This window comes from Streptomyces sp. NPDC044002, from assembly GCF_056434525.1.
Map to the genome: position 1 here is coordinate 1 of NZ_JBWKEZ010000101.1, position 23405 is coordinate 23405.

Sequence of the window (23405 nt, forward strand, 5' to 3'; positions counted from 1 at the left end):
TGTGGGTGTCGTGGAAGGAATCCCACACAAAACCCGTCCGCCGCCCTAGAAGGGGACCCCCCCCCCCCCCCACCACAACACCCCCCCCCCCCCCCCCCCCCCCCCCCCCCCCCCCCCCCGGGCGGGTACCCCCTGGTGGTATCGCGCTTCAGTGGTGGTACTGGTGGACGACGGCGTGGCCCTTGCCGCGGCCGATCATCCACTTGTTGACCGGGGTGGTCAGTACGAAGGCGACGACGAGCGCGATCGCCAGCACCGTCCAGAACAGCGGGTCCGACAGGTGGGCGTCCATCGCGCCGGGCCACAGGGCGATCACCCCGTTGTCGACCAGCTCCATGACCGCGATCGACAGGGTGTCCGCGGCCAGCGCCACCCGAATGGCCGAGCGGAGGTCCACGCCGGCGGCGAGGATCCCGCGCAGGGTGAGCGCGTAGCCGAAGAAGAAGGCGAGGATGATCGCCAGGATCATCGTCGCGACGTTCCCCCAGCCCAGCGCGGTGCCGATGATCATGCCGAGCACCTCGCCGATGGCGCAGCCGGTGAGGCAGTGCAGGGTCGCCCGGGCCGCCATGCCCCAGCTGACCTTGCCGCCGGGGGTGTGGCCGGCGTGGGCGCTGTGGGTGTCGTGGCCGACGTGGGCGTCGTGGCCCTGGTGTTCGCTGTGGCCCTCGTGGCCCTCGTGGCCCTGGTGTTCGGATCCGCTGCTGTGGTGCTGGTGGTGTGCGTGGTTTCCGTGCTCGTGGTGCTCGTGGTGCTGGTGCTCGTGCTCCATGACAACCCCCGAAAGCCTGAGGGGAACGCCTGGTAGCGGTCCCGCCGGTATGACAGAACCGTATACCCCCCTGGGGTATTCCTCAAGAGATCTTCAAGGGGTCAGTGGAGGTCGCGGAGCTCCTTCAGCAGCGCCACGTCGGCCGCGTGCCCCTCCTTGCCGCCCGGCGTCTCGATGATCAGCGGTACGCCGTCCATCTCCGGGTGCGAGAACAGCTCCGCGAACGCCTCCCGGCCGATGTGGCCCTGCCCGATGTTGGCGTGGCGGTCCTTGTGGGCGCCGACGCCCTCCTTGGAGTCGTTGGCGTGGATCAGCTTCAGCCGGCCCGCGCCCACCGTCTCCACCAGCAGGTCCAGCGTCTGCTTGGTGCCGCCCGGCTCGGCGAGGTCGTGCCCGGCCGCGAAGATGTGGCACGTGTCCAGGCAGATGCCGAGCTTCGGGTGGTGGTCGAGCGCCTCGAAGTACGGGCCGAAGTCCCAGGTGCGCGAGCACAGCGAGGAGCCCTGCCCCGCCGTGGACTCCAGCAGCAGGAAGGGGTCGTCGTCGTGCGTCAGCTCGTCCAGCAGCGGCAGCATGTGCTCCCTGACCTGCGCGTACGCCGCCTCGCGCGGGCGGCCCCCGGTGGCCGAGCCGGTGTGCACGACCACCCCGAGGGCGCCGATCTCCCGGCCCCGCCGCAGCGAGTGGCGCAGGGACTCCACGGACTTCTCGACGGTCGCCTCGGTGTGCGAGCCGAAGTTGATCAAGTACGGGGCGTGCACGTACGCCGGGATCGACTCCTCGGCGCACTGGGCGCGGAACAGCTCGTCCTGCGCCGGATTGCCGGTCGGGGTGGCCCAGCCGCGCGGGTTGGCGACGAAGACCTGCACGGCCTCCGCGCCCATCTCACGGGCGTAGGTGAGGCCGACCGAGGCCAGCCCGCCGGCGACGGGCACGTGCCCGCCCACGGGATTGCGTGTCACTGGAGCTCAGAGTCCCTTGGTCTTGACGGTGATCGTGCTGCCCTCGGGCGCGCTCTGGCCGGCGGGCACCGACTGGGTGTCCACGGTGTTGCTGAAGGAGAGGAAGGGGCGGTCCACCTTGACCTTGAAGCCCAGGGCTTCCAGCGTCTTGCGGGCCACCTCCACGTCCTGGCCGGCGACGTTCGGGACCTGCACCTGGCGGGGGCCCTTCGACAGGGTCAGCGTGACCGTGTCGCCCGCGGCGGCCTGGGTGCCGGCGGCGGCCGACTGGTTGGCGACCGTACCGGCCGGCGAGGGGGAGTTCACCTGCTCGGGGGCCGTCTCGGCCTTCAGGCCGAGCGCCTCCAGCGCGGCCCGGGCCTGGTCCGCGGACTTGCCCGTCACGCTCGGGACCTGCACGGGGCGTCCCTTGCTGACCAGGAGCGCGACCGCCGAGTCGGGCGCCCGCTTCTGGCCGCCCGCCGGGTCGGTGCTGATCACCGAGCCCTGGGCGACGTCCTGGCTGAAGGCCTGCGTGACGATGCCGGGCGCCAGCCCCGCCTTCGTCAGCTCCTCCTTCGCCTCCTCCAGCGGCCTGCCCTTCAGGTCGGGCACGCTGACGACCTCGGGACCCCGCGAGACGGTGAGGACGACCGCGCCGTTGCCGCGGATCTGCTTGCCGCCGCCGGGGCTGGTCTCCATGACCGTCCCGCGATCGAAGGCCTCGCTGAACTTCCGGTCGACCTTCTTGACGCCCAGGCCGGCGGCCGACAGCTCGTCGCGGGCCTGGGCCTCCGTCTTGCCGAGGAGGTTGGGGACCTTGGTGAACTGGCCGGAGTTGATGTACCAGACACCGCCGCCGATGCCGAGGACGAGCAGGACGGCGGCGATGACGAGGAACACGCCGCGCCGCGGCGCCCGTCCCGCAGCCGGCGCCGGCGGCTGCGGCTCGGGGGCCGGCGGGCGCTCCAGCCGGGAGGTGTGGTGCACGGGCTGGCTCTGCCCCACCGGCCGCGGGATCACGCTGGTGCGGTCCTCGGCGGCGGACCGCTCCTGCGCCCGCGCCTGCGGCGGTACGGCGTCCAGCTCGGCCTCGCTCAGCCGCTCCCGGGCCTCCCGGGTCAGGCCGAGCAGGGCGGCGGCGTCGTACGGGCGCAGCTCGGGGCTGCGCGCGGCGGCGTGCGCGACCAGCCCGTCGAGCGCGGCGGGCAGGCCGGGGACGGCGGCCGACGGGGGCGGAACGTCCTCGTTGAGGTGCTGGTACAGCACCTGGGCGGGGGTGCCGCCGGTGTGCGGCTTGGAACCGGTGAGCATCTCGTACAGGACGACACCGCAGGCGTAGACGTCCACGCGGGTGTCGGTGATCCCGTCCTCGATCTGCTCGGGCGCGAGGTAGGAGACGGTGCCGAGGACGGAGCCGGTGGTGTTGGTGGCCGAGTCCACGGAGCGGACGAGGCCGAAGTCGGCGACCTTGACGCTGCCGTCGTCGCCGATCAGGACGTTCTCGGGCTTCATGTCCCGGTGCACGAAACCGGCCCGGTGGGCGGTACCGAGGGCGGCGAGGACCGGCTCCAGGATGTCCAGGGCGGCCCGCGGCTGGAGCGCACCGCGCTCGCGCAGGACGTCGCGCAGGGTGCAGCCGGAGACGTACTCCATCGCGAGGTAGGTGTACGGCCCGTCCGTGCCCTGGTCGAAGACGGCCACGACGTTCGGGTGCGCCAGGCGGGCCACGGACTTCGCCTCGCGGATGAAACGGTCCACGAAGGCGGCGTCGGCGGCCAGGTCCGGGTGCATGATCTTCAGCGCGAGCACCCGGTCGAGCCGGGTGTCGACGGCCCGGTAGACCGTCGCCATTCCGCCGGCCGCGATACGGGCGTCGACGCGGTAGCGGCCGTCGAGCACGCGCCCGACGAGGGGGTCATCCAGGGTCGTATCCACCCGGCGATTCTACGAGGACCCCCGCCACCCCCGGCCGGGGCGTCCACGCTTGCAGCGCAGCCGTGACATGCGGGGGCTCGCGGTACGGGCCCGCTATCTCCCCCTCGAGGGGGTGGGGGCGGGGCGGCGGCTGCCCACCCGCCCCCTTGGGTGAGGGTGGGTGGCCGGGGGACGGGATCCCCTTGGACCGGATCAGAGCGGGTTGGGGGCTTCCCGTCAGTCCCATCGTCCTTCCGTGTCGTGCCGGCCTGTCAAGGGCGCTCCCTTCGGTCGCGTCGCTTCGCGATGTCGCTTCGCTCCACCCTTGACAGACCGACCCGCCCCGGAAAGCCGAAAGACTGCCGGGAAACCCCCAAAAGAACGGTCACGGGGCAGAAAGGCGAGGAGCGGCTCCCTCAGCGACGAGACGAGGGGCCGGGGCTCGGCCGGCCGGGCATCCGGGCCCCACATCCGCGATCCCGGGCCAGAGGCGCGACTACCGGCACGAGAGGTCGATCAGAGCGCCCGGGGGAGCCGACTGGCGCGACGGATCGCTACGCGCTTCTCTGGTCTCGGCGGCTGGTGACCGTCCTGGGCTGGTCTGGGGCGGGTTCGACGTTGGTGGCGGCGGTGGTGAATTCGCGGCCTGAGGCGCCCCGGATGTAGGCCAGCTCCACCCAGCGCTCGATACCGGTATCGGAGACGTTCTCGTTGATGACGGCCATCAGCACCCCTTCAGTACCGGACGCGAGGTCGCGGACACGGCGGCTGAGGAGGCTGTGGGGGATGTACTCGTACTGATCACTCATCGGGTCCTCTCCAAAGGCGCACGCCGTCATCTCGGCTGACCGGGCTGTCAGCGCAGCCGAGGTAGCGGCCTAGGCGTGGTAGATGGTCGGCCTTTCGGCTGTCTGGTCGGGGGTGAGGCCTTCGACGGTGAGGACTCCGGTCCACAGGTGGTCTCGGTTGGCGTACGTTGCATCGAAGCTGACCCGCTTCCCGCCGGGTTGCAGTTTCCAGTCCTGTTCCTGGAAGTGGGCGATGCGGTCGCTTCCGCAGACGAACGAGCGGGTGGCCTGCGTGAGGATCCATTGGGCCAGCTCGTGGTCCGTGGCCGTCGGGCGGCCGCAGGTGCGGGCCATCTGCCAGAGCCGGCCCCACTCGACCCCGGGGGTCAGGGGGCCGACCACGGCCACGTCGCCGATGCGCCGTTGGTCAAGGTGGTGAGTGGCGTAGCCGAAGACGACGCCGAACATCGCGAACACGGTCACCCGGCCTCGTCCGGTCAGGCCCACGTCATTCCTGCTCATCAGTGGAACGCACGGTCCGGGCGCCTTGTCCACGCCCGGACCGTTGCCGTTCAGCAGCAGGGGCCGTCGCCGCAGCACGCGGACTGGTTGCACTCGGCAGCCGTGCCCCACAGCTTCGTGTCCACCGCGAACCCGGCCGCCTTGATCCGGTCCGCAGCGGACACCATCAGGGGCCGGGTGCGGACCTTGGAGTTCGGGGCGTGGTGCACGAAGAAGCCGAACTGGGCCTGGCACCAGTCGGCGTATTCCTGGGTGTGGAGCATGAAGGTGTGCCAGCCCGGGTCGACCTGCTGGCTCGGAGCGAGGTCATACGCCTTCTCACTGCCGAGGACGTACACGAACGCGATGGCCTGGTCCATCACGTGGTCGGCCGTGGAGCGCTCGTATCCGTACTCGTCGGCGCAGAACGCAGCGAGTCGCTCGAACAGCTCCGGACTCACGAGGTCGCGTCCGCGCCGTAAGGCGACGGAGGGTCCCAGCATCGTCGTCATTTCAGACTTCCTCTCGCTCGGTGCTCAAGGGGACTGCTGCTGACGACGGTAAGAACAAGGTCAGAGCGGGCTCAACGAACTTGCACGGGCTTGCGCGGAGTCACCCGAGCGCGGCGATGGCTTCCGCGATCAGGGCGCGCGCCGACTGCCCGTGGCAAGCCAGTTTGGCCAGCTCGGCGAACATGCGGGCGTACGTCTCGATCTCGCTGGGCTGCTTCACGGTGACCTGGGCGGTCGCCAGTTCGATGATCACTTGGGTGTCGTCGTAGATCCAGAATCCTTCGACGGGCCACATGACTCTTTCGGCGGTCATGGGGATCACACCGAGGCTGACGTTCGGCAATGCAGCTACCTGAAGCAGGTGTCCAAGCTGCGCTGCCATCACCGAGGGGTCGCCGAAGCGGGAGCGGAGCGCGGATTCCTCCAGCACGATTCCAAAGCGCCGGTGGGTGTCGTGGAGGTAGCACTGGCGCCGCATGCGCACCCGGACTGCTGCTTCGACATCGTCCGGGATCTGCCTGAACACGACAATGCGGCTCATGATCGCGGTCGCGTAGCCGGCCGTCTGAAGGAGACCCGGGATCACGCCGGGCTCGTAGATGCGGAAGCGGCTCGTGCGGGCGTACAGAGGGACATGGGCCTCTTGGCCGTGCTTGAGACCTGAGCTCTGCAAGCGTTTCCATTCCACGTACATCTCGTCGATGCCGTGGGCAGTGGCACGCAGGTCTTCGTACTCCTCCGGGACTCCGCAGATGGTGACGTAGGTGAGCAGATCCCGGTCGGTGGGAGGCGTCTTGCCGTTCTCCATGCGAGATGCCTTGGACTCACTCCAGCCGGCCCGCGCGGCCAATGCCCGTGCTGTCAGGCCGGTCGGCTTGCGAATGGCTCGCAGCCGTCTGCCGAGAGCAGCACGGGCGTCTTGAACTGCCGATGAAGGTGACGTGTTCACAGGCTAGGTGGGCTGGTACTCCGAGTGCGGCGTCGCCCGGTCCCAGACGGCTTCGAACGCGCTGGTGCAGAGCTTGAGGACCATCGGATCCTCTGTCATCTCCAACCACTCGCCCGGAGCGGGCTCTCCGTTCCCGTCGAAGTGCAGGACGAGGACAGTCCTGTTGTCGAACACCCAGAAGTCATTTCCCGGGAAGGCGATGTCGGTTGCGTTGCGGCGAGGCAGCCACCTGATCTGTTCTCCCGCCTTGACGTTGGCGTCCGAGACGTGGTGTTCGAAATGGAGGTAGCGCGATTCCGGAACGGAGAACACGCGGGCGCGTCGGATCAGGACGCCCCTGTTCGTGGCCTTGCGAACCCACTTGAGCCAAGGGCGGATCTCGGGATCGTTGTCCTCGGGCAAGTCGCGGAAGCCCTGCTGCCAGGCGACGAAGCTGGGGTCGGACTCCATGTAGCCGTCTCGCATCTCCAGATGGATCGCGCTGTGCTCGGTCGAAGCCAGGAGCTCCTCAAACGACGGGACCGTCGGCACCCTTAACCTCCATGAAGTACTGCACCATGCGTCGCGGCAGCTCGATGACGTCTTCGTGATCCGGGATGTCCATCAGTTGCCGACGCTCCGCGTCCGTCACCTTGAACCCCTGTACCAGGTACATGTCCGTGGCGTCGTCGAGGTAGATCGTGGGCGAGCCGCCGTCCTTGCTCTCAGGGTCCTTGCCAAGCTTGCGCAGAGCCATGCTGTCCTCCTCGCTCGGGGCTGACGATCGCTGTGGGAAAGCTTGCGCCGCAGACGCCATCGGATGCACTGAACTTGCATGAACTTGCGCGCCGAACGCGTCCTCACCCTGCGAGTGGCCGCTCGCCCCATTCGCACCAGGCCAAGACGGGCCGCCAGCCGCCGAGACGGGAAAGCGTGTAGCGATCTGACGCGCCTGCCGGCTTCCTGGGCTGTTCTGGTCGTCCTCTGGTGCGGGTATCAGCCCCAGACGGTCGTCGGACGCCAAGCCGGGAGGAGCGCGTAGCGATCTGCTGCGCCTGAAGGCTCCGCAGGGGGCTCTGATCAACCTCTCGTGCGGGTAGCCGCACCCCTGGCCCGGAATCGGGACTGGACGGGCCCGGATGCCCGGCCGGCCGACGCCCGGCCCCTCGCTCATCGCTGACGGACCCGTCCCTCCAACGTTGGACCGTGCCGTTTCTTTGGGGGTTTCCCGGCAGTCTTTCGGCTTTCCGGGGCGGGTCGGTCTGTCAAGGGTCGCCGAAGGCGATCACGAAGTGACGCGACGAAGGAGCGCCCTTGACAGGCCGGCACGACACGGAAGGACGATGGGACTGACGGGAAGCCCCCAACCTGCTCTGAGACGGGGCGAGGGGATCCCGCCCCCCGCCCCCCCGGCCCGCAGACAGGGAGGCGGGTGGGCAACCACCGCCCGACCCCAGGGGGTCGAGGGGGAGATAGCGGGCCCGCGCCGCAAAGTGCGTACGCCCGCGCCCGCACCCGCACCCGCCCCCCACCCGTCAGAACGCCGGGCGTTCCGGGTCCAGGGCCGCCCGGCCTTCCACCGGGGACGAAGCTTCGGCGAAGCGGCGTTGGGGGATGCGGCCCGCGCGGTGGGCCAGGCGGCCCGCCGAGACGGCGTCGCGCATGGCCGCCGCCATCAGGGCCGGCTGCTGTGCGCGGGTGACCGCCGAGGCGAGCATGACCGCCGCGCAGCCCAGTTCCATGGCCAGGGCGACGTCCGAGGCCGTTCCGGCGCCCGCGTCGAGGATCACGGGGACTCCGGCGCGCTCGGTGATCAGCTCGAAGTTGTGCGGGTTGCGGATGCCCATGCCCGAGCCGATCGGGGAGCCCAGCGGCATGATCGCCGCGCAGCCGACGTCCTCCAGCTTGCGGGCGAGGACGGGGTCGTCGTTGGTGTACGGGAGGACCGTGAAGCCCTCGTCGACCAGGACCTCGGCGGCGTCCAGCAGCTCGACGCCGTCGGGGAGCAGGGTGCGCTCGTCCGCGACGACCTCCAGCTTGATCCAGTCGGTGCCCAGTGCCTCCCGGGCCAGCCGGGCCGTGAGGACGGCCTCGCCGGCGGTGAAGCAGCCGGCGGTGTTGGGGAGCACGGCGATGTCCAGCTTGGACAGGACCGACAGGACGGACCCCTGCACGGTGGGGTCCAGGCGGCGCATGGCGACCGTGGTCAGTTCGGTGCCGGAGGCGATCAGGGCGCGTTCGAGGATGTCCAGGCTGGGGGCACCGCCGGTGCCCATGATCAGCCGGGAGGTGAAGGTCCGGCCGCCCAGGGTGAAGACGTCGTCAGCCATCTGTTCAGCCTCCCTGGACCGCGGTGAGGATCTCGATCCGGTCGCCTTCGTCGACCGGCGTGGCGGGCCACTGCCCGCGCGGTACGACGGTCTCGTTGAGGGCGGCGGCCACTCCGGAGGGGGCCGTGGTGAGGGTGGCGACCACCGCGTCGAGGGTGGTGCCGGCCGCGATCTCGCGCGGCTCGCCGTTGACGGAGATGGTCATGCGTAGGACTCCTGACGCGAGGTGGAGAAGCGGCGCGGGGTGAAGGGGCGGGCGATCTCCGGCACGGTGCCGGTGGTCAGCAGCTCCGCCATCACGTCCCCGGTGAGCGGGGTCAGCAGTACGCCGTTGCGGTAGTGCCCGGTGGCCAGGTGCAGGCCGGGGAGGTCGGTGGGGCCGAGCAGCGGCGCGTTGTCGGGGGAGCCGGGGCGCAGGCCGGCCCGGGTCTCGACGAGGGGGAGTTCGGTGATGCCGGGTACCAGCTCGTGGGCGTCGCGCAGCAGCTCGTAGACCCCGCCGGCGGTGACGGTGGTGTCCCAGCCGAGTTCCTCGCTGGTGGCCCCGACGACGAGCTCGCCGTTCTCGCGGGGCACCAGGTAGACGTGGCTGCCGCGTACGACGGCGCGTACCGTCCGGGACAGGAAGGGTGCGTAGGCGGGGGGTACGGCCAGCCGCAGCACCTGCCCCTTGACCGGCCGTACGGGTGGCAGCGCCTCGGCGGGTACGCCGGCCAGCCGGCCGCTGAGCGAGCCGGCGGCGAGTACCACCTGGTCGGCGCGGAGCTCGGTGCCGTCGTCGAGGAGGGCTCCGGCGGCCCGGTCGGCGGTGACGAGCAGCCGCTCGGCGCGCGCCCGGTGGATCACCACGCCCGCCCGCTCGCAGGCGGCGAGCAGGGCGGTGGCGAGGCGGCGGGGGTCGACCTGGTGGTCGCCGTCGACGCGCAGCCCGCCGCGTACACCGGGGGCGAGCATCGGCTCCAGGCGGCGGCATTCGCGGCCGGTGAGCCATTCGGACTCCAGGCCGCAGCGGCGCTGGAGGGCGTGGAGTTCCCGCAGGTGGAGGCGGTCGTCGGCGTCGAGGGCGACGGCGAGGGTGCCGCAGGCGCGGTAGCCGAGGTCGATGCCGCCGCTGGCTTCGGTGAGCTCGGCGGCGAAGGCGGGGTAGCGGGCGGCGGAGGCGACGTTGAGGCCGAGCAGGGTCTCCTCGCCGTAGTGCAGTTCGGTGACGGCGGCCAGCATGCCGGCGGCGACCCGGGCGGCGCCGCCTCCGGGGTCGGGGTCGGCGAGTGCGGTGCGCAGTCCGTGCCGGGCCGCCCGCCAGGCCGTGACCAGGCCGATGATGCCGCCCCCGATGACGAGGACGTCGGATCCCTTGCCGGATCCGTTCCGAGATGAGTGCATGGGCGTCCAGCCCCTCCCTTCGCCGGCATGACCCGGATCAGGTTCGTACGGTCGGAGGCCGGCCAGCCTCCCTCTCAGCCCGGTGCGCCCGGACTCCCGCGATAGGTACGGTGGCCAGGTTAACCCCGACGCCGGGGTCGGGTAAGGCTGCCTCCCCGCTGCCGGCCGGACGATCTCCCCGGCCCCTGTTCCTGACGGCCCGTCAGTTCAATAGGGTGGGCCGCGTGAGTGAGCAGACGGAACAGACGAACCCCGGCGTCGTGATCGTGGGCGCCGGCATGGCCGGCGTGCAGACCGCCGTGGCCCTGCGGGAACAGGGCTACGGCGGCCCCGTGACCCTGCTGGGCGCCGAACCCCACCAGCCCTACGACCGGCCCCCGCTCTCCAAGGCGGTGCTCCTCGGCAAGGCCGAGGACTCCGCGTTCGAGGTGGACTTCGAGGGCCTGCGCATCGACCTCCGCCTCGGCGTCGAGGTCACCGGGCTCCGGGCCGGTGCCCGCGAGGTCGACACCGAGGCCGGGCCGGTCCCGTACGAGGTGCTCGTGCTGGCCACCGGTGCCGTGCCGCTGACCCTGCCCGGCACCGAGGGGGTCCCCGGCGTCCACCTGCTGCGCACCCTCGACGACGCCGCCCGGCTGCGCCCGGTGCTGGCCGCCGCCCCCGAGGCGGTCGTCGTCGGGGCCGGCTGGATCGGCGCCGAGTTCGCCACCGCGGCCCGGGAGGCGGGCTGCGCCGTCACGGTGGTCGAGGCGGCGGACCGGGTGCTGGCGGGGGCCCTGCCCGCGGAGGTCGCCGAGCCGATGGCCCGCTGGTACGCCGAGGCCGGCGCCACCCTGCTCACCGGCGCGAAGGTCGCCGGGATCACGGAGGGCCGGGTCCTGCTGGCGGACGGCCGCGAGCTGCCCGCCGGGGCCGTCGTCGTCGGCATCGGCGCCCGGCCCGCCACCGACTGGCTCGCCGGGAGCGGGGTCGAGCTCGGCGCCGACGGCTCCGTCACCGCGGACGCGTACCTGCGCACCTCGCTGCCCGGCGTGTACGCGGTCGGCGACTGCTCCTCCTTCCCGTCGGCCCGCTACGGGGCGCGGCTGCTGGTCCACCACTGGGACAACGCCCTCCAGGGCCCCCGGGCCGTCGCGGCGAACGTCCTGGCCGGGGAGCCGGTCCAGGTCTACGACCCGGTGCCGTACTTCTGGTCCGAGCAGTTCGGGCGCTTCGTCCAGTACGCGGGCCACCACGGCGGGGCCGACACCCTGCTGTGGCGCGGCGACCCGGCCGACGCCACCTGGTCGGTGTGCTGGCTGCGCGGGGGCGCGCTGGCCGCCGTACTGGCCGTGGGGCGCCCCCGGGACCTCGCGCAGGGCCGCAAGCTGATCGAGACCGGTGCGCCCGTGGACCCCGCCAAGGTCGCGGACCCGGCCGTTCCGCTGAAGTCCGCGTCGGCCTGACCCCCTCCCGGGGCCGCCGTCCCGGCCCGTCCGGCCCCGGGCCCGGCCCCGGACGGACGGGGTCGGGTACCGGCGGCCCGTCCGAAGTGGCAGGCTTGTGCCCGTGACCGAGATTGACGCAAAGATCGACGCCCTTGTCCCCTCCTGGCTGTACCTCCCCGACATCGCGGAGATGCTCGACATCGAGGTGACCAGGGTCCGCCAGATGGTCAAGGAAGGGCAGCTGATCGCCGTACGGCGCGGCGAGAACCGCGCCCTGCAGGTTCCGGCGCAGTTCATCGACGGCGACAAGGTCGTCAAGGGCCTCGTCGGACTGCTGACCGTACTGCGCGACGACCGCTTCTCCGACGAGGAGATGCTGGAGTGGCTCTTCACCGAGGACGCCTCCCTGCCCGGCACCCCCGTGCAGGCGCTGCGGGAGAACCGCGGTACGGAGGTGAAGCGCCGCGCCCAGGCGCTCGCCCTCTGAGCGGCTGATCCACGGATGCGGGCGGGCCGGGTAACCTCGGCCCGCCCGCACACCGCACCATCACCACCCGAGGGGTACTCCCATGCAGCAGCTGTCCGACGCCCGGCTCTACCTGTGCACGGACGCACGCAAGCGGCAGGGCGACCTCCCCGAGTTCCTGGACGCCGTCCTGGCCGGCGGCGTCGACATCGTCCAGCTCCGCGACAAGGGCATGGAGGCGGGCGAGGAGCTCGAACACCTCCAGGTCTTCGCCGAGGCCGCCCGCCGCCACGGCAAGCTCCTCGCCGTCAACGACCGCGCCGACGTCGCGCACGCCATCGGCTCCGACGTCCTGCACCTCGGCCAGGGCGACATCCCCGTCCCCGCCGCCCGTGCGATCCTCGGCGACCGGGTCCTGATCGGCCGCTCCTGCCACGCAGAGTCCGAGGTGGACGCCGCCGTCGCCGAGCCCGGCGTGGACTACTTCTGCACCGGGCCCTGCTGGCCCACCCCCACCAAGCCCGGCCGCCACGCCCCCGGCCTCGACCTGGTCCGGTACACGGCCTCCCTCGCCCAGGACCGCCCGTGGTTCGCCATCGGCGGCATCGACGGCGGCAATCTGGACGAGGTCCTGGACGCCGGCGCCACCCGTGTCGTGGTCGTCCGGGCCATCACCGAGGCCTCCGACCCCGGTGCGGCCGCCGCCGAGCTCGCCAAGAGGGTCCGCGCCCGCCTCGGCTGACGGGGCCGGCCGCGCGGGGTGTCCAAAAATCTGTCCATCTTGTGGACAGCGCTTCGGTGTCCGCCGGGGCGCGTCTAACCTGCCCGTATGGCCCTTGGTACCGCTTCCACCTGGTCGGACCGTGCACACACGGTCCGCGACCTCATCGCGTCCGGAGCCTCGTACTCCTTCGAGTTCTGGGCTCCCAAGACCGAGAAGGGCGAGCGCAACCTCTGGAACGCCCTCCGCCGGATCGAGGCGGTCTCCCCGAGCTTCGTCTCCGTCACGTACGGCGCCGGCGGTTCCACCCGGGGCGGCACCGTCCGCGCCACCCAGCAGATCGCCTCCGACACCACCCTGACGCCCGTCGCGCACCTGACCGCGGTGGACCACTCCGTCGCCGAGCTGCGCCACGTCATCGGCCAGTTCGCCGACGCGGGCATCCGCAACATGCTCGCGCTGCGCGGCGACCCGCCGGGCGACCCCATGGGCCCCTGGGTCAAGCACCCCGAGGGCGTCGACTACGCGGCCGACCTCGTGCGCCTGCTCAAGGAGTCCGGCGACTTCTGCGTCGGCGTCGCCGCCTTCCCCGAGATGCACCCGCGCTCGGAGGACTGGGACACGGACATCCGGCACTTCGTGGACAAGTGCCGCGCCGGCGCGGACTACGCCATCACCCAGATGTTCTTCGATCCCGAGAATTATCTGAGGCTTCGCGACAGCGTCGCCAAGGCGGGCTGCGAAACCCCGATCATCCCCGAGGTCATGCCTGTTGTGGGCATCAAGCAGCTCGACCGGCTGCCGCAACTGAGCACCGCGGTCTTCCCCGACGCGGTCAAAGAGCGCATGCTCGCCGTCAAGGACGATCCGGCCGCTGTACGCTCCATTGGCATCGAGTTCGCCACGGAGTTCTGCGCGAGGCTGCTGTCCGAGGGTGTTCCGGGACTGCACTTCATCACGCTGAACAATTCCACGGCGACCCTCGAAATCTACGAGAACCTGGGCCTGCACCAGCGGGCCTGACCGGCCGTCTCCACCTTCCCGCGCGGGCGGCCGTACCGAGAGGGGCCTTGCATGGGAATGACGGTCCTCTACATCGCGTTCGGCATCGTCGCGTTGTGGCTGCTTGCCGAGGTCCTGATGCAGTACAAGGCCCGGCTGCGCTGGCGCCTGCTCGCCTTCACCGGCTTCGTCGGGGTGGTGGCCGGGGTGATATTGCCGTCGGTGCTCGTGATCGCCGTGGGTGCGACCGCGTTCGCCGTCGGCCAGACCCTCGTCACGCTGTCCTTCCGCAAGGGCTTCGTGGCCGGCTGGGCACTGCGCCGCGGCGGGCAGCCCGCACCGGGCGAGGTACAGGCACAGAGCAGACGCCGCCGCTCCGGGGGCGCACCGGCCCCGGAGCCCGCGCTGGAGGTCACCGGGCTGGAGTACGCCGACCAGGGCAAGGGCCCCGACGGGGACACCGGCGCCCAGGACCCGGTGTTCACCCCGCAGCCGGTGCCCGAGGAGACCGGCTCCTACGGGATACAGAGCTTCGCCCCCCAGCAGCCCCAGCAGCCGCACCAGCCCCAGCAGCCCGGCGCCGACGCCCCCTTCGCCTCGCCGTTCACCACGGCCGAGCAGGACGCCCACCAGTACGCGGCCTACTACGACCAGCAGCAGGGACAGGGCGGCTACTACCCCGGGGGCGAGCAGCAGGTCTACGCCGCCTACTCGGACCCGTACATCGGCACCGGCGGCGAGGTCTCCCCGGCCCCGCCCTACGACGGCGCGGCCTACCCGCCCTACACCGACCCGGCCCAGCAGCAGTACTCCATGGACACCCCGCCCGGCGGTGTCTGGGTCCCGCAGCAGCGCGCCACCGACGCCGCCCCCCAGCAGCCCTACCCGGGGCAGGACCCGCAGCAGCCGCAGGAGTACCCGTACCCGTACCCGGGCAACGGCGGCGGCAACGGGGAGTACGGCGGCCAGTACCGCCACTGACGGGGGCCCGGCGGGCCGGGGCTCACTGCGAGCCCCGGAACTCCGCCCCCTCCACGATCAGCCCGGCCACCAGGGCCCCCGTCATCCCGGCGTGCGCCAGCCCGCCGCCGGGATGCGCCCAGCCGCCCGCGAGGTACAGCCCGGGCAGCGCCGTCGTGTTCGCCGGGTACAGCATCCGGCCGCCGTCACCGGGCAGCGCGGGCGCCGGCACCGAGCCGCCGCACGCACCCGTGGCCGCCTCCACGTCCTCCGGGGTGCGCACCTCCTGCCACAGCAGCCGCTCGCGCAGCCCGGGGACGGCCCGTGCGGCGAGGTCCAGCAGCTTCTCCGGGTCCGGGACCGGGGCACCGCCCGCGGGGCCGCAGACGGCGCTCACGGTGACCGCCTCGTGGTCCGCGTCGGGCCGGGTGGCGGGGTCGTCCGGGCGCAGCACCGTGACCAGCCGGACACCGGCGGTGCCGGGGGAGTGCACCAGCGTGCGGTGGACGGCGTCCGCCGGGCGGGCGCCGCTCAGGGCCAGCAGCAGGGTCAGCCGCCCGGGCGCCTCCGCGCCCCGGGCCGGTACGCCGCCGCGCGGCCGGGGCACGGAGGCGCCCGGCAGCTGCCTCGGGTCGATGCCGCAGACGACCTGGTCGGCGGCGGCCTCGGTGCCGTCGGCCAGCCGTACCCCGGCCGCCCTGCCGTCGCGGGTCAGTACCGAGCGGACGCCGGCGCCGAAGACGAACTCCACCTTCCGTTCCCGGCAGCGCTCGTACACGGCGGTGGCCAGCTCGCGCATGCCGCCGCGGACGTACCAGCTGCCGAAGGTCTGCTCCATGTAGGGCAGCGCGGCCGCGGCGGCGGGGGCGGAGTCGGGGTCCAGCCCGTACGCCAGGACCCGGCCGGCCAGCAGTTCGCCGAGGCCGCCGCCGAGCTCGCGCCGGGCGACCTCGGCGAGCGTGGGCGGACGGCGGCGCAGCAGCCCGCTGCCGCGCAGCGCCGGGTACGGGTCGCGGCCCAGCACCTGCCAGTCGGTGCGCAGGGGCTCCTCCAGCAGGGGGCGGCGGGTGGCGTCCCAGGTGTCGCGGGCCCGGCCCAGCAGGGCGTTCCAGCGTTCGCCCGCGCCCGCGCCGAAGGCCTCGTCGAGGGCGGTGGCCACCCCGCCCCGGGAGGAGCCCGGGAGGGTGACGGCGGCGCCGTCCAGGACGTGCCGGACCGCGGGGTCCAGCTGGACCATGTCGACGCACTCCTCCAGCGGCCGCTTGCCGGTCTTCACGAACAGGTCGCGGTAGACGGCGGGCAGGTGCAGCAGCCCGGGCCCGGTGTCGAAGGCGAAGCCGTCGCGCTCGTACCGGCCGACGGCGCCCCCGTACGTGTCCCCGCGCTCGTACACCGTCACCTGGTGGCCCGCCACGGCCAGCCGGGCCGCCGTCGCCATCGCGCCCATGCCGGCGCCGATCACCGCAATTCTTGCCATGGCGCTGAGCCTATCGAGCGGGTTCTTCCGCTCAGCCGGGCGGTGCCCCGCCGGCCGTCCGGGCGGCCGCGAGGCGTTTCTCCTCGCGGCGCTGGGCCCGCCGTCGGCGGAAGCGCCGGATCCGGCTCCAGAGGAAGACGATCAGGGCCAGGCCGATGAGCAGCAGTACGGCCGCGATGACGGCGGCCGCCTGCGGGTTGAACATGGCGAAGGTGACGATGCCGCCCACGCCGAGGTCCTCGGCGGTGCTGAGCACGATGTTGCTGAACGGCTCCGGGGAGGTGTTGACCGCCATCCGGGTGCCGGCCTTGACGAAATGGCTGGCCAGGGCGGTGGAACCGCCGACCGCCCCGGCGGCGAGGTCGGAGAGCGAGCCGCTCTGCCCGGCCAGGAGGGCGCCGATCACCGCTCCCGCCACGGGCCGGATCACGGTGTGGACGGTGTCCCACAGGGAGTCCACGTACGGGATCTTGTCCGCCACGGCCTCGCACAGGAACAGCACGGCCGCGGCGATCAGGACGTCGGTGCGCTGGAGCGAGGCGGGGACGTCGTCGGACAGGCCGGTCGCGCCGAAGACGCCGAGCAGCAGGACCACGGCGTAGGCGTTGATCCCGCTGGCCCAGCCGCTGGTGAAGACCAGGGGGAGGACACTCATCTGATCAGCATGCCGCAGCGCGGGCGATCGGGCGGGCGGAAACGGTGAGGGGACGGCCGCGGTCGCGCGGCCGTCCCCTCACCGACGGTATGTGTGCGGGGCTACTGCCCCTGTTCGTCACGGCGGCGCTGCCACCGTTCCTCGATCCGGGTCATCATCGACCGACGCTGCCGGCTGCGGCCACGGGCCGAACCGCCGGCACTTCCGGAGACGGGCTGCTCGCCGGGCTTGGGTGCCTTGCGCCAACCGGTGACCACGAGGACCGTACAGGCCAGCATGACGAGGAATCCCACCACGCTGATCCAGAGCACTTCCTGCCAGATCACACCAGTCATGAGGAGCGCGATACCCACCACAATGCCTACGACTGCCTGGTAGACCCGTCGTCGGGTGTACGTGCGCAGTCCACTGCCCTCAAGCGCTGTCGCGAACTTGGGGTCTTCGGCGTACAGCGCTCGCTCCATCTGCTCGAGCATTCGCTGCTCGTGCTCCGAGAGCGGCACGGGAGTCCTCCTCATCCGTCGGTCGCGGGGGGTAGCGACCAGGGGTCCCCTTCAGGATAGGCGGGGAATCGCCCCCGTGATACCCGCCCTCTACGCCACATTCTGCAAACCACCGTGCCAGGCAAATCCAGCGAGCCGGACCCGGTGCCGAACGAACGGGTGCTTCGAACGTACCGGCGCCAAGGCGGTCATTGAGGCGCTTATTCCCCAATGAGCAGTCCGCCATGCCGACCGGTGCACCCGATCATACGGGTCGGCGCGCCGGAAGGTAGGGGATCCGCCGGAAGCCCGTCCGAGCAAGCCCGCAGATCAGGCGGGCTTCTCGCCCAGGACGTGCAGCTGCGTGGCCACCGCGTGGAAGGCGGGCAGCTCGGCGGCGGCCTCCTCCAGACGCAGCAGCGCGTCCACCGCGCCCGGCTCGGTGTCGACGAGGACCCCGGGGACCAGGTCGGCGAAGACGCGTACGCCGTGGACCGCGCCGACCTCCAGGCCGGCGTCCCCGACCAGCGCGCTCAGCTGCTCGGCGGTGAAGCGGCGCGGCACCGGGTCGCCGGAGCCCCAGCGCCCGGCCGGGTCGGTGAGGGCGGTACGGGCCTCGGTGAAGTGCCCGGCGAGCGCCCGCGCCAGCACGGCCCCGCCGACGCCGGCGCCGAGCAGGCTGAGGATGCCGCCGGGGCGCAGGGCGGCGACGGCGTTGGCCACGCCCTCGGCCGGGTCGTCCACGTACTCCAGCACGCCGTGGCAGATCACCACGTCGTACGCGTCCCGCTCGACGACGTCCAGCAGGCCCTGCGCGTCGCCCTGGACGCCGCGCACCAGGTCGGCGACACCCTCCTCGGCGACCCGGCGCTCCAGCCCGAACAGGGCGTTCGGGCTGGGGTCGACCACGGTCACGCGGTGGCCCAGCCGGGCCACCGGCACGGCGAACTTGCCGGTGCCGCCGCCGGTGTCCAGGACCTCCAGCGTCTCCCGCCCGGTCGCCTTCACCCGGCGGTCGAGGGCCTCCTTGAGGACCTCCCACACCACGGCGGTGCGGAGGGAGGCGCGGGGGCGGGAAGTGTCCGACACGGCTGATGGCTCCTCGGCGCGAAAGGGGTGGGGCGGTGCGTGCCCCACCCTATTGCCTCAGCCGACCTGCCAGCTCATCCGGCGTCCGGACGCTCCGGGCGAGGCTGCGGCAGGGGTTGCGCCTCGGGCTGCAGGGCGAGCATCCGCTCCACCAGCCGCAGGAACGTCCCCGCCTCCCGTACGAGGTCGTCCGCGTCCCGGCCGCTCGCCGCGTCGGGTATCCCCGCCTCGGCCCGGGCCCGTCGGGCCGCACCCGAGGCGAACAGCGCGCTCCACTCGGTCAGCTCCGGCGCCGTCTCCGGGAGGACCTCCCACGCGCTGCGGATCCGGGGCCGCCGCCGGGGGTTCACCGGTTCGGGCCGCCCGCGCGCGGCGAGCACGGCCGCGGCGGTGCGCAGCGCCGCCAGGTGGGCCGTGGCGTACCGCTCGTTGGGCCGGGGCAGCAGGGCCGCCTCGGCCAGGCCGCTGCGGGCCTTGGCGAGCAGGTCGAGGGCGGCGGCGGGGTCTCCCCACGGCGGAGCCGTGGGGGACGGTGCGGACGCCCTGCGGGGTACGGGGTGGACAGGGGACGGGGACGGTGTGGCCATGACGAACCTCCTGTCGTTGCGTGGTGCTCGGCGTGCTGCCGGTGTCTCTGTTCGTGGGTCCATCGTGACGGCCCCCACTGACAATCGCGCTGACCTGCGGGTTTCCCCGTGTATGTGGCTGGCCGGCCGTATCCGCGCGCCGTGGGGTCCCGTCTCCGGCCTCCTCCCCGTCCCCGTCGGGATCCCGCCAAAGGGCCCCTCGCGCACGCCCTCCGCTCCCGAACCTGCTAGTTTTTGAACTGACCGGTCAGTTCAAAAGGAGGGGGAGGGGCGTGGACAGCCCGCACGGCGCCGCCGTCAAGGCCGAGGGCTTCGGACTCAAGGGCCCGCGCGGCTGGGTGTTCCGCGACGTGGGGATCGACGCGGCCCCCGGATCGCTCATCGCCCTCGAAGGCCCCTCCGGCAGCGGCCGGACCTGCCTGCTCCTCGCCCTCACCGGGCGGATGAAGGCCACCGAGGGCCACGCCGAGATCGGCCGCCACCAGCTCCCGAAGAAGATGGCCGCGGTCCGCCGGATCACAGCCCTCGGCCCGGTCCCCGGGGTCAACGACCTCGACCAGTCCCTCACCGTCGCCGAGCAGCTCCGCGAGGGAGCCATGCTCCAGCGGCGCTACGACGCCCCGCTGCGGACCCTGCTGCGCCCGCGCGGCGACCGCCGTGCCACCGCCCGGACCCGGATCGACGAGGCCCTGGCCGCCGTCGGACTGAACCCCGCCACCCTGCCCAAGGGGGAGCGGACCTCCGTGCGCGACCTGGAACGTCTGGAGGCCGTACGGCTGTCCGTGGCCATCGCCCTGCTGGGCGGCCCCCGGCTGCTGGCCCTCGACGACCTCGACCTCAAGCTCTCGGACGCCGAACGCGCCGAGGCCTGGGCCCTGCTCCGCTCGGTCGCCGACCGCGGGACGACCGTCCTCGCGGTGTGCAGCGAGGCCCCGGAGGGCGTGACGGTACTGCGCACCGGCGCGGCCGCCCCCGCACAGCCGCGGACCGGCAGGCACACGGGGAAGACAGCGCCCGCGCGGCCCGCCGCCGCGGGCACCGGCGGCCCGAAGATCACCTGGGGCCTGCCCCCGGGCAACGACACGGACCCCGCCGCCCCCGCCCCCGCCCCCGCGCGGCCCGAGCCGGAGAAGCCCGGGCCGGAGGCCGAGCCGGCGAAGCCCCGGCGCGACGAACCCGCCGCCGAGCCCGCCGCCGAGCCGGCCACCCGCACCGGCACCGACAACGACGAAGACGAGAAGGGGGCGGACGATGCGCTCGCCGAAACTGGCCGCGCTTGAGCTGAAGCGGTTCGGGCGGGGGAAGCTGCCCCGGGCCGCCCTCGTCGCGCTGCTCCTGCTGCCCCTGCTGTACGGGGCCCTGTACCTCTGGTCGTTCTGGGACCCCTACAGCCGCCTCGACAAGGTGCCCGTCGCCCTCGTCAACGCCGACAAGGGCGCCGACGTGGGCGGCGAGCACCTCGACGTCGGCGGCGAGATCACCCGGAACCTGCGCGAGCGCAAGACCTTCGACTGGCGCGAGGTCAGCGCGGAGGAGGCGGCCAAGGGCCTGGAGGACGGGACGTACTTCCTCTCCCTGACCATGCCCGCCGACTTCAGCGAGAAGATCGCCTCCAGCGGCGGCGCCGACCCCACCACCGGGGCCCTCCAGGTCCACACGAACGACGCCAACAACTACATCGTCGGCTCGATCTCGCGCACCGTCTTCTCCGAGGTCCGCTCGGCCGCCTCCACCAAGGCCTCCCGCAAGTTCCTCGACAAGATCTTCGTCTCCTTCTCCGACCTGCACGACAAGACCGCCGAGGCCGCCGACGGCGCCGACAAGCTCAAGGACGGCGCCGGCAAGGCCCAGCAGGGCGCGAAGGACCTCGCCGACGGCCTCGACACCGCCAAGGAGAAGACCGGCGAGCTCACCGGGGGCCTGAAGAAGCTCAACGAGGGCGCCGCCAAGCTGGAGACCGGCTCCCGGCAGGTCGCGGAAGGCACCCAGAAGGTCGCCGACGTGGTCAACGGCGCCGCCGACAAGGCCCGCCCCTTCGTCAAGGACCCCAAGAACCTGGCGGACACCGCCAAGCTGGTCGCCGACACCGCCAAGGTGGTCAACAGCCACCTCGACAAGGCCGTCGAGAAGGCCCCGGCCGCCGCCGCGATCACCAAGCAGGTCTCGGGCCTCGCCGACTCCAACTACACCCGGTACTGCGTCAAGCCCGACCCCCAGCTGCCCGCCGGCTTCTGCGACCTGCAGAAGAAGATCAAGGACGACGCGGCCCAGGCCGCCCTGCTGACGGGCGACGTGAACACCGTCCTCGGCAACTCCAAGGGCGACGTCACCAAGCTCAAGGGCCAGCTGACCGACCTGGAGAACAAGGCCCGCGAACTCGCCGTCAAGGCCCCCGCCCTGGCCGGGGACCTCGACGCGGCCGTCACCCAGGCCAACGCCCTCAACGACGGAGCCCACAAGGTCGCCGCCGGCGTGGTCGAGCTGCACAAGGGCATCGGCACCGCCGCCGGCGGCTCCGGGAAGCTGGGCGAGGGCGTCGGCAAGCTCGGCGACGGCGCGCAGCAGCTGGGCGGCGGCCTGTTCAAGCTCGTCGACGGCAGCGGGCAGCTCGCCGGCGGCCTCCACGACGGCGTCGGCAAGATCCCGGACTACGACCAGCAGCAGCGCGACGCCCGTACGCAGGTCATGGCCGACCCGGTGCAGCTCGCCAACCAGGCCCTGCACAAGGCGCCCAACTACGGCACCGGCTTCGCCCCGTACTTCATCCCGCTCTCCCTCTGGGTCGGCGCGATGGTCGCCTACATGCTGATCGCCCCCATGAACAAGCGGGCGCTGGCCGCCGGCGCCTCGCCCTGGCGGATCGCCCTCGCGGGCTGGCTGCCCGTGGTCGGCCTCGGTGCCGCGCAGGTGGGCGCGCTGATGTCCGTACTGCACTGGGCGCCGGGCCTGGGCCTGAAGATGGCCAACCCGGCCCTGACCATCGGCTTCCTGGTGCTGGTCACCGCCTGCTTCGCGGCGATCATCCAGTGGCTGAACGCCAAGTTCGGCGCGGCCGGCCGCATCCTGGTCCTCGCCGTCCTGATGCTCCAGCTGACCTCGGCCGGCGGTACCTACCCCGTCCAGACGAGCCCGGACTTCTTCAACGACATCCACCCCTACCTGCCGATGTCGTACATCGTCGAGAGCCTGCGCCGCCTGATCACCGGCGGCGACCTCACCCCGGTGTGGCAGGGCTGCGCCGTCCTGGCGGCCTTCACGGCCGGGGCCCTGGCCCTCACCGCGCTCGCCGCCCGCGGCAAGCAGGTGTGGACGATGGACCGGCTGCACCCCGAACTGAGCCTGTAAGGGGCTGTTGACCTGTGAGAATCAGCGCCATGGAAAGCAGCAGCACCACCGCCGGCGGCGCCCGGCGGCAGGCCACGCGGCAGAAGCTGTACGAGGCGGCCGTCACCCTCATCGCCGAACAGGGCTTCTCCGCGACCACGGTCGACGAGATCGCCGAACGGGCGGGCGTGGCCAAGGGCACCGTGTACTACAACTTCGCCAGCAAGACCGAGCTCTTCGAGGAGCTGCTGCGGCACGGGGTCGGTCTGCTGACCGCCTCGCTGCGGGCCGCCGCGGACGAGACCGAGGCGCGCGGCGGCAGCCGGATCGAGGCCCTCGACGGGATGATCCGCGCGGGCCTGGTCTTCATCGACCGGTACCCGGCCTTCACCCAGCTGTACGTCGCCGAACTCTGGCGCACCAACCGGGCCTGGCAGTCCACCCTGATGGTGGTGCGGGGCGAGGCGGTGGCGGTCGTCGAGTCGGTGCTGCGGGAGGGCGTGGAGCGCGGGGAGCTCAGCTCCGAGATCGACGTGCCGCTGACGGCGGCCGCGCTGGTCGGGATGGTGCTGGTGGCGGCACTGGACTGGCAGGCCTTCCAGCGGGAGCGGTCCCTGGACGACGTCCACTCGGCGCTGTCGCTGCTGCTGCGGGGACGGGTGAGCGGAAGCCGCTGACACCCCCGGTCGGCGGTGCCGCTGACACCGGTCGGCGGCGTAGAACTGAGTATCCGTACCTAGACGTACAGATGAGTACGCGTACGGATGGGCTCCGACCTGCGAAGACAGCAGACTGGAAGCCATGGACAGGGCCGCTCGGCCCGCACCGCGGACACGGGGCCGCGGAGCGGACCGGGTCCCTGCACGGGGAAACGGAACGCCGGTGCGGCGGGCTCGGGGGGAACGAGCCCATGCCGCACCGGCGTTTTCCCTTGGCCGACGCCGGTCGCTCCCGCGCGGGTGCGTGGCCGCTGCGCGGGGCTGGTCCCCTACCCGCCCTTCCACCGTTCCTCCCCCAGCTACCGCTGGGAGGTACCCCCAGGGGCTCCGCCCCAGGCCCGGGGGGGGGGGAGGGGGGGGGGGGGGGGGGGTGGGGGGGGGGGGGGGGGGGGGGGGGGGGGGGGGGGGGGGGGGTGGGGGTGGG

Annotated in this window: 25 protein-coding genes and 1 riboswitch; of the genes, 8 read left to right on the forward strand and 17 right to left on the reverse strand. The window is 72.5% G+C overall.

The window, feature by feature from the left end; genetic code table 11:
* Positions 1-148: 148 nt before the first annotated feature.
* From AC07A6_RS38880 to thiO, 12 genes are all read right to left on the reverse strand, one after another.
* Positions 149-772, reverse strand: coding sequence for a DUF4396 domain-containing protein (locus AC07A6_RS38880; protein ID WP_478780260.1), 624 nt, complete (start codon positions 770-772; stop codon positions 149-151).
* Positions 773-873: 101 nt separating this feature from the next.
* The gene (locus AC07A6_RS38885; protein WP_362462819.1) at positions 874-1734 is read right to left on the reverse strand and encodes a deoxyribonuclease IV; all 861 of its coding nucleotides are present in this window, start codon (positions 1732-1734) and stop codon (positions 874-876) included.
* A 6-nt stretch (positions 1735-1740) separates the two neighbouring features.
* A complete protein-coding gene (gene pknB, locus AC07A6_RS38890) occupies positions 1741-3651 on the reverse strand; it encodes a Stk1 family PASTA domain-containing Ser/Thr kinase (RefSeq protein WP_478780261.1) in 1911 nt (636 codons plus the stop codon).
* A 533-nt stretch (positions 3652-4184) separates the two neighbouring features.
* On the reverse strand, positions 4185-4439 hold the full coding sequence (locus AC07A6_RS38895) for a hypothetical protein (protein WP_478780262.1): 255 nt from the start codon (positions 4437-4439) through the stop codon (positions 4185-4187).
* Positions 4440-4508: 69 nt separating this feature from the next.
* Positions 4509-4940: a hypothetical protein gene (locus AC07A6_RS38900; protein ID WP_362462811.1), complete on the reverse strand. Its 432-nt coding sequence runs from the start codon at positions 4938-4940 to the stop codon at positions 4509-4511.
* Between the two features lie 50 nt (positions 4941-4990).
* The gene (locus tag AC07A6_RS38905; RefSeq protein ID WP_478780263.1) at positions 4991-5431 is read right to left on the reverse strand and encodes a glycine-rich domain-containing protein; all 441 of its coding nucleotides are present in this window, start codon (positions 5429-5431) and stop codon (positions 4991-4993) included.
* A 100-nt stretch (positions 5432-5531) separates the two neighbouring features.
* Positions 5532-6380 carry a helix-turn-helix domain-containing protein gene (locus AC07A6_RS38910; RefSeq protein WP_478780264.1) on the reverse strand — a complete coding sequence of 283 codons (849 nt, stop codon included), beginning with the start codon at positions 6378-6380 and terminating at the stop codon, positions 5532-5534.
* A gap of 3 nt (positions 6381-6383) precedes the next feature.
* Positions 6384-6911, reverse strand: a complete 528-nt coding sequence (locus AC07A6_RS38915) for a DUF6879 family protein (RefSeq protein ID WP_478780265.1) — start codon at positions 6909-6911, stop codon at positions 6384-6386.
* A complete protein-coding gene (locus AC07A6_RS38920) occupies positions 6889-7116 on the reverse strand; it encodes a hypothetical protein (protein WP_478780266.1) in 228 nt (75 codons plus the stop codon). Before AC07A6_RS38920 ends, AC07A6_RS38915 begins: the two co-directional genes overlap by 23 nt.
* Positions 7117-7894: 778 nt before the next feature.
* Positions 7895-8689 (reverse strand): thiazole synthase, encoded by a 795-nt coding sequence (locus AC07A6_RS38925; RefSeq protein ID WP_478780267.1) that lies wholly within the window; start codon positions 8687-8689, stop codon positions 7895-7897.
* 4 nt (positions 8690-8693) lie between these two features.
* Positions 8694-8894 (reverse strand): sulfur carrier protein ThiS, encoded by a 201-nt coding sequence (gene thiS, locus AC07A6_RS38930; protein WP_125816826.1) that lies wholly within the window; start codon positions 8892-8894, stop codon positions 8694-8696.
* Entirely contained in the window at positions 8891-10072 is a 1182-nt protein-coding gene (gene thiO, locus AC07A6_RS38935; protein WP_362468401.1) for a glycine oxidase ThiO, read from the reverse strand. Before thiO ends, thiS begins: the two co-directional genes overlap by 4 nt.
* A riboswitch (TPP riboswitch) is annotated at positions 10070-10182 on the reverse strand. Its footprint overlaps the gene before it by 3 nt.
* A 114-nt stretch (positions 10183-10296) precedes the next feature.
* Between thiO and AC07A6_RS38940 the strand changes: the two genes are divergently transcribed.
* From AC07A6_RS38940 to AC07A6_RS38960, 5 genes are all read left to right on the forward strand, one after another.
* The gene (locus tag AC07A6_RS38940; RefSeq protein WP_478780268.1) at positions 10297-11517 is read left to right on the forward strand and encodes an NAD(P)/FAD-dependent oxidoreductase; all 1221 of its coding nucleotides are present in this window, start codon (positions 10297-10299) and stop codon (positions 11515-11517) included.
* 103 nt (positions 11518-11620) lie between these two features.
* Entirely contained in the window at positions 11621-11986 is a 366-nt protein-coding gene (locus AC07A6_RS38945; RefSeq protein ID WP_362468403.1) for an Rv2175c family DNA-binding protein, read from the forward strand.
* Between the two features lie 82 nt (positions 11987-12068).
* A complete protein-coding gene (gene thiE, locus AC07A6_RS38950; protein ID WP_386275378.1) occupies positions 12069-12707 on the forward strand; it encodes a thiamine phosphate synthase in 639 nt (212 codons plus the stop codon).
* Between the two features lie 87 nt (positions 12708-12794).
* A complete protein-coding gene (gene metF / locus AC07A6_RS38955; RefSeq protein WP_362468407.1) occupies positions 12795-13709 on the forward strand; it encodes a methylenetetrahydrofolate reductase [NAD(P)H] in 915 nt (304 codons plus the stop codon).
* A gap of 51 nt (positions 13710-13760) precedes the next feature.
* Positions 13761-14669: a hypothetical protein gene (locus AC07A6_RS38960; protein ID WP_478780269.1), complete on the forward strand. Its 909-nt coding sequence runs from the start codon at positions 13761-13763 to the stop codon at positions 14667-14669.
* 22 nt (positions 14670-14691) lie between these two features.
* Here the strand turns inward: AC07A6_RS38960 and AC07A6_RS38965 are convergent, their stop codons facing one another.
* The 5 genes from AC07A6_RS38965 to AC07A6_RS38985 all read right to left on the reverse strand — a co-directional run bounded on the left by AC07A6_RS38965 (position 14692) and on the right by AC07A6_RS38985 (position 18938).
* Positions 14692-16125: a phytoene desaturase family protein gene (locus AC07A6_RS38965; RefSeq protein ID WP_478780270.1), complete on the reverse strand. Its 1434-nt coding sequence runs from the start codon at positions 16123-16125 to the stop codon at positions 14692-14694.
* 31 nt (positions 16126-16156) lie between these two features.
* Positions 16157-16780: a DUF4126 domain-containing protein gene (locus tag AC07A6_RS38970; RefSeq protein WP_362468413.1), complete on the reverse strand. Its 624-nt coding sequence runs from the start codon at positions 16778-16780 to the stop codon at positions 16157-16159.
* 101 nt (positions 16781-16881) lie between these two features.
* Entirely contained in the window at positions 16882-17283 is a 402-nt protein-coding gene (locus AC07A6_RS38975) for a DUF3040 domain-containing protein (RefSeq protein ID WP_125816834.1), read from the reverse strand.
* 309 nt (positions 17284-17592) lie between these two features.
* Positions 17593-18351 (reverse strand): methyltransferase, encoded by a 759-nt coding sequence (locus AC07A6_RS38980; protein WP_362468416.1) that lies wholly within the window; start codon positions 18349-18351, stop codon positions 17593-17595.
* Positions 18352-18425: 74 nt separating this feature from the next.
* Positions 18426-18938, reverse strand: a complete 513-nt coding sequence (locus tag AC07A6_RS38985; protein WP_362468418.1) for an SAV_6107 family HEPN domain-containing protein — start codon at positions 18936-18938, stop codon at positions 18426-18428.
* Positions 18939-19210: 272 nt separating this feature from the next.
* On the opposite strand from AC07A6_RS38985, the gene AC07A6_RS38990 reads away from it, so the two are divergent.
* Genes AC07A6_RS38990 through AC07A6_RS39000 form a run of 3 tightly spaced genes read left to right on the forward strand, consistent with a single transcriptional unit; the run spans position 19211 to position 22939 of the window.
* On the forward strand, positions 19211-20218 hold the full coding sequence (locus tag AC07A6_RS38990; protein WP_478780271.1) for an ATP-binding cassette domain-containing protein: 1008 nt from the start codon (positions 19211-19213) through the stop codon (positions 20216-20218).
* The gene (locus AC07A6_RS38995; RefSeq protein WP_478780272.1) at positions 20190-22283 is read left to right on the forward strand and encodes a YhgE/Pip family protein; all 2094 of its coding nucleotides are present in this window, start codon (positions 20190-20192) and stop codon (positions 22281-22283) included. The genes AC07A6_RS38990 and AC07A6_RS38995 overlap by 29 nt, the downstream gene beginning before the upstream one ends.
* Before the next feature lie 29 nt (positions 22284-22312).
* The gene (locus tag AC07A6_RS39000) at positions 22313-22939 is read left to right on the forward strand and encodes a TetR/AcrR family transcriptional regulator (protein ID WP_362468424.1); all 627 of its coding nucleotides are present in this window, start codon (positions 22313-22315) and stop codon (positions 22937-22939) included.
* Positions 22940-23405 lie beyond the last annotated feature (466 nt).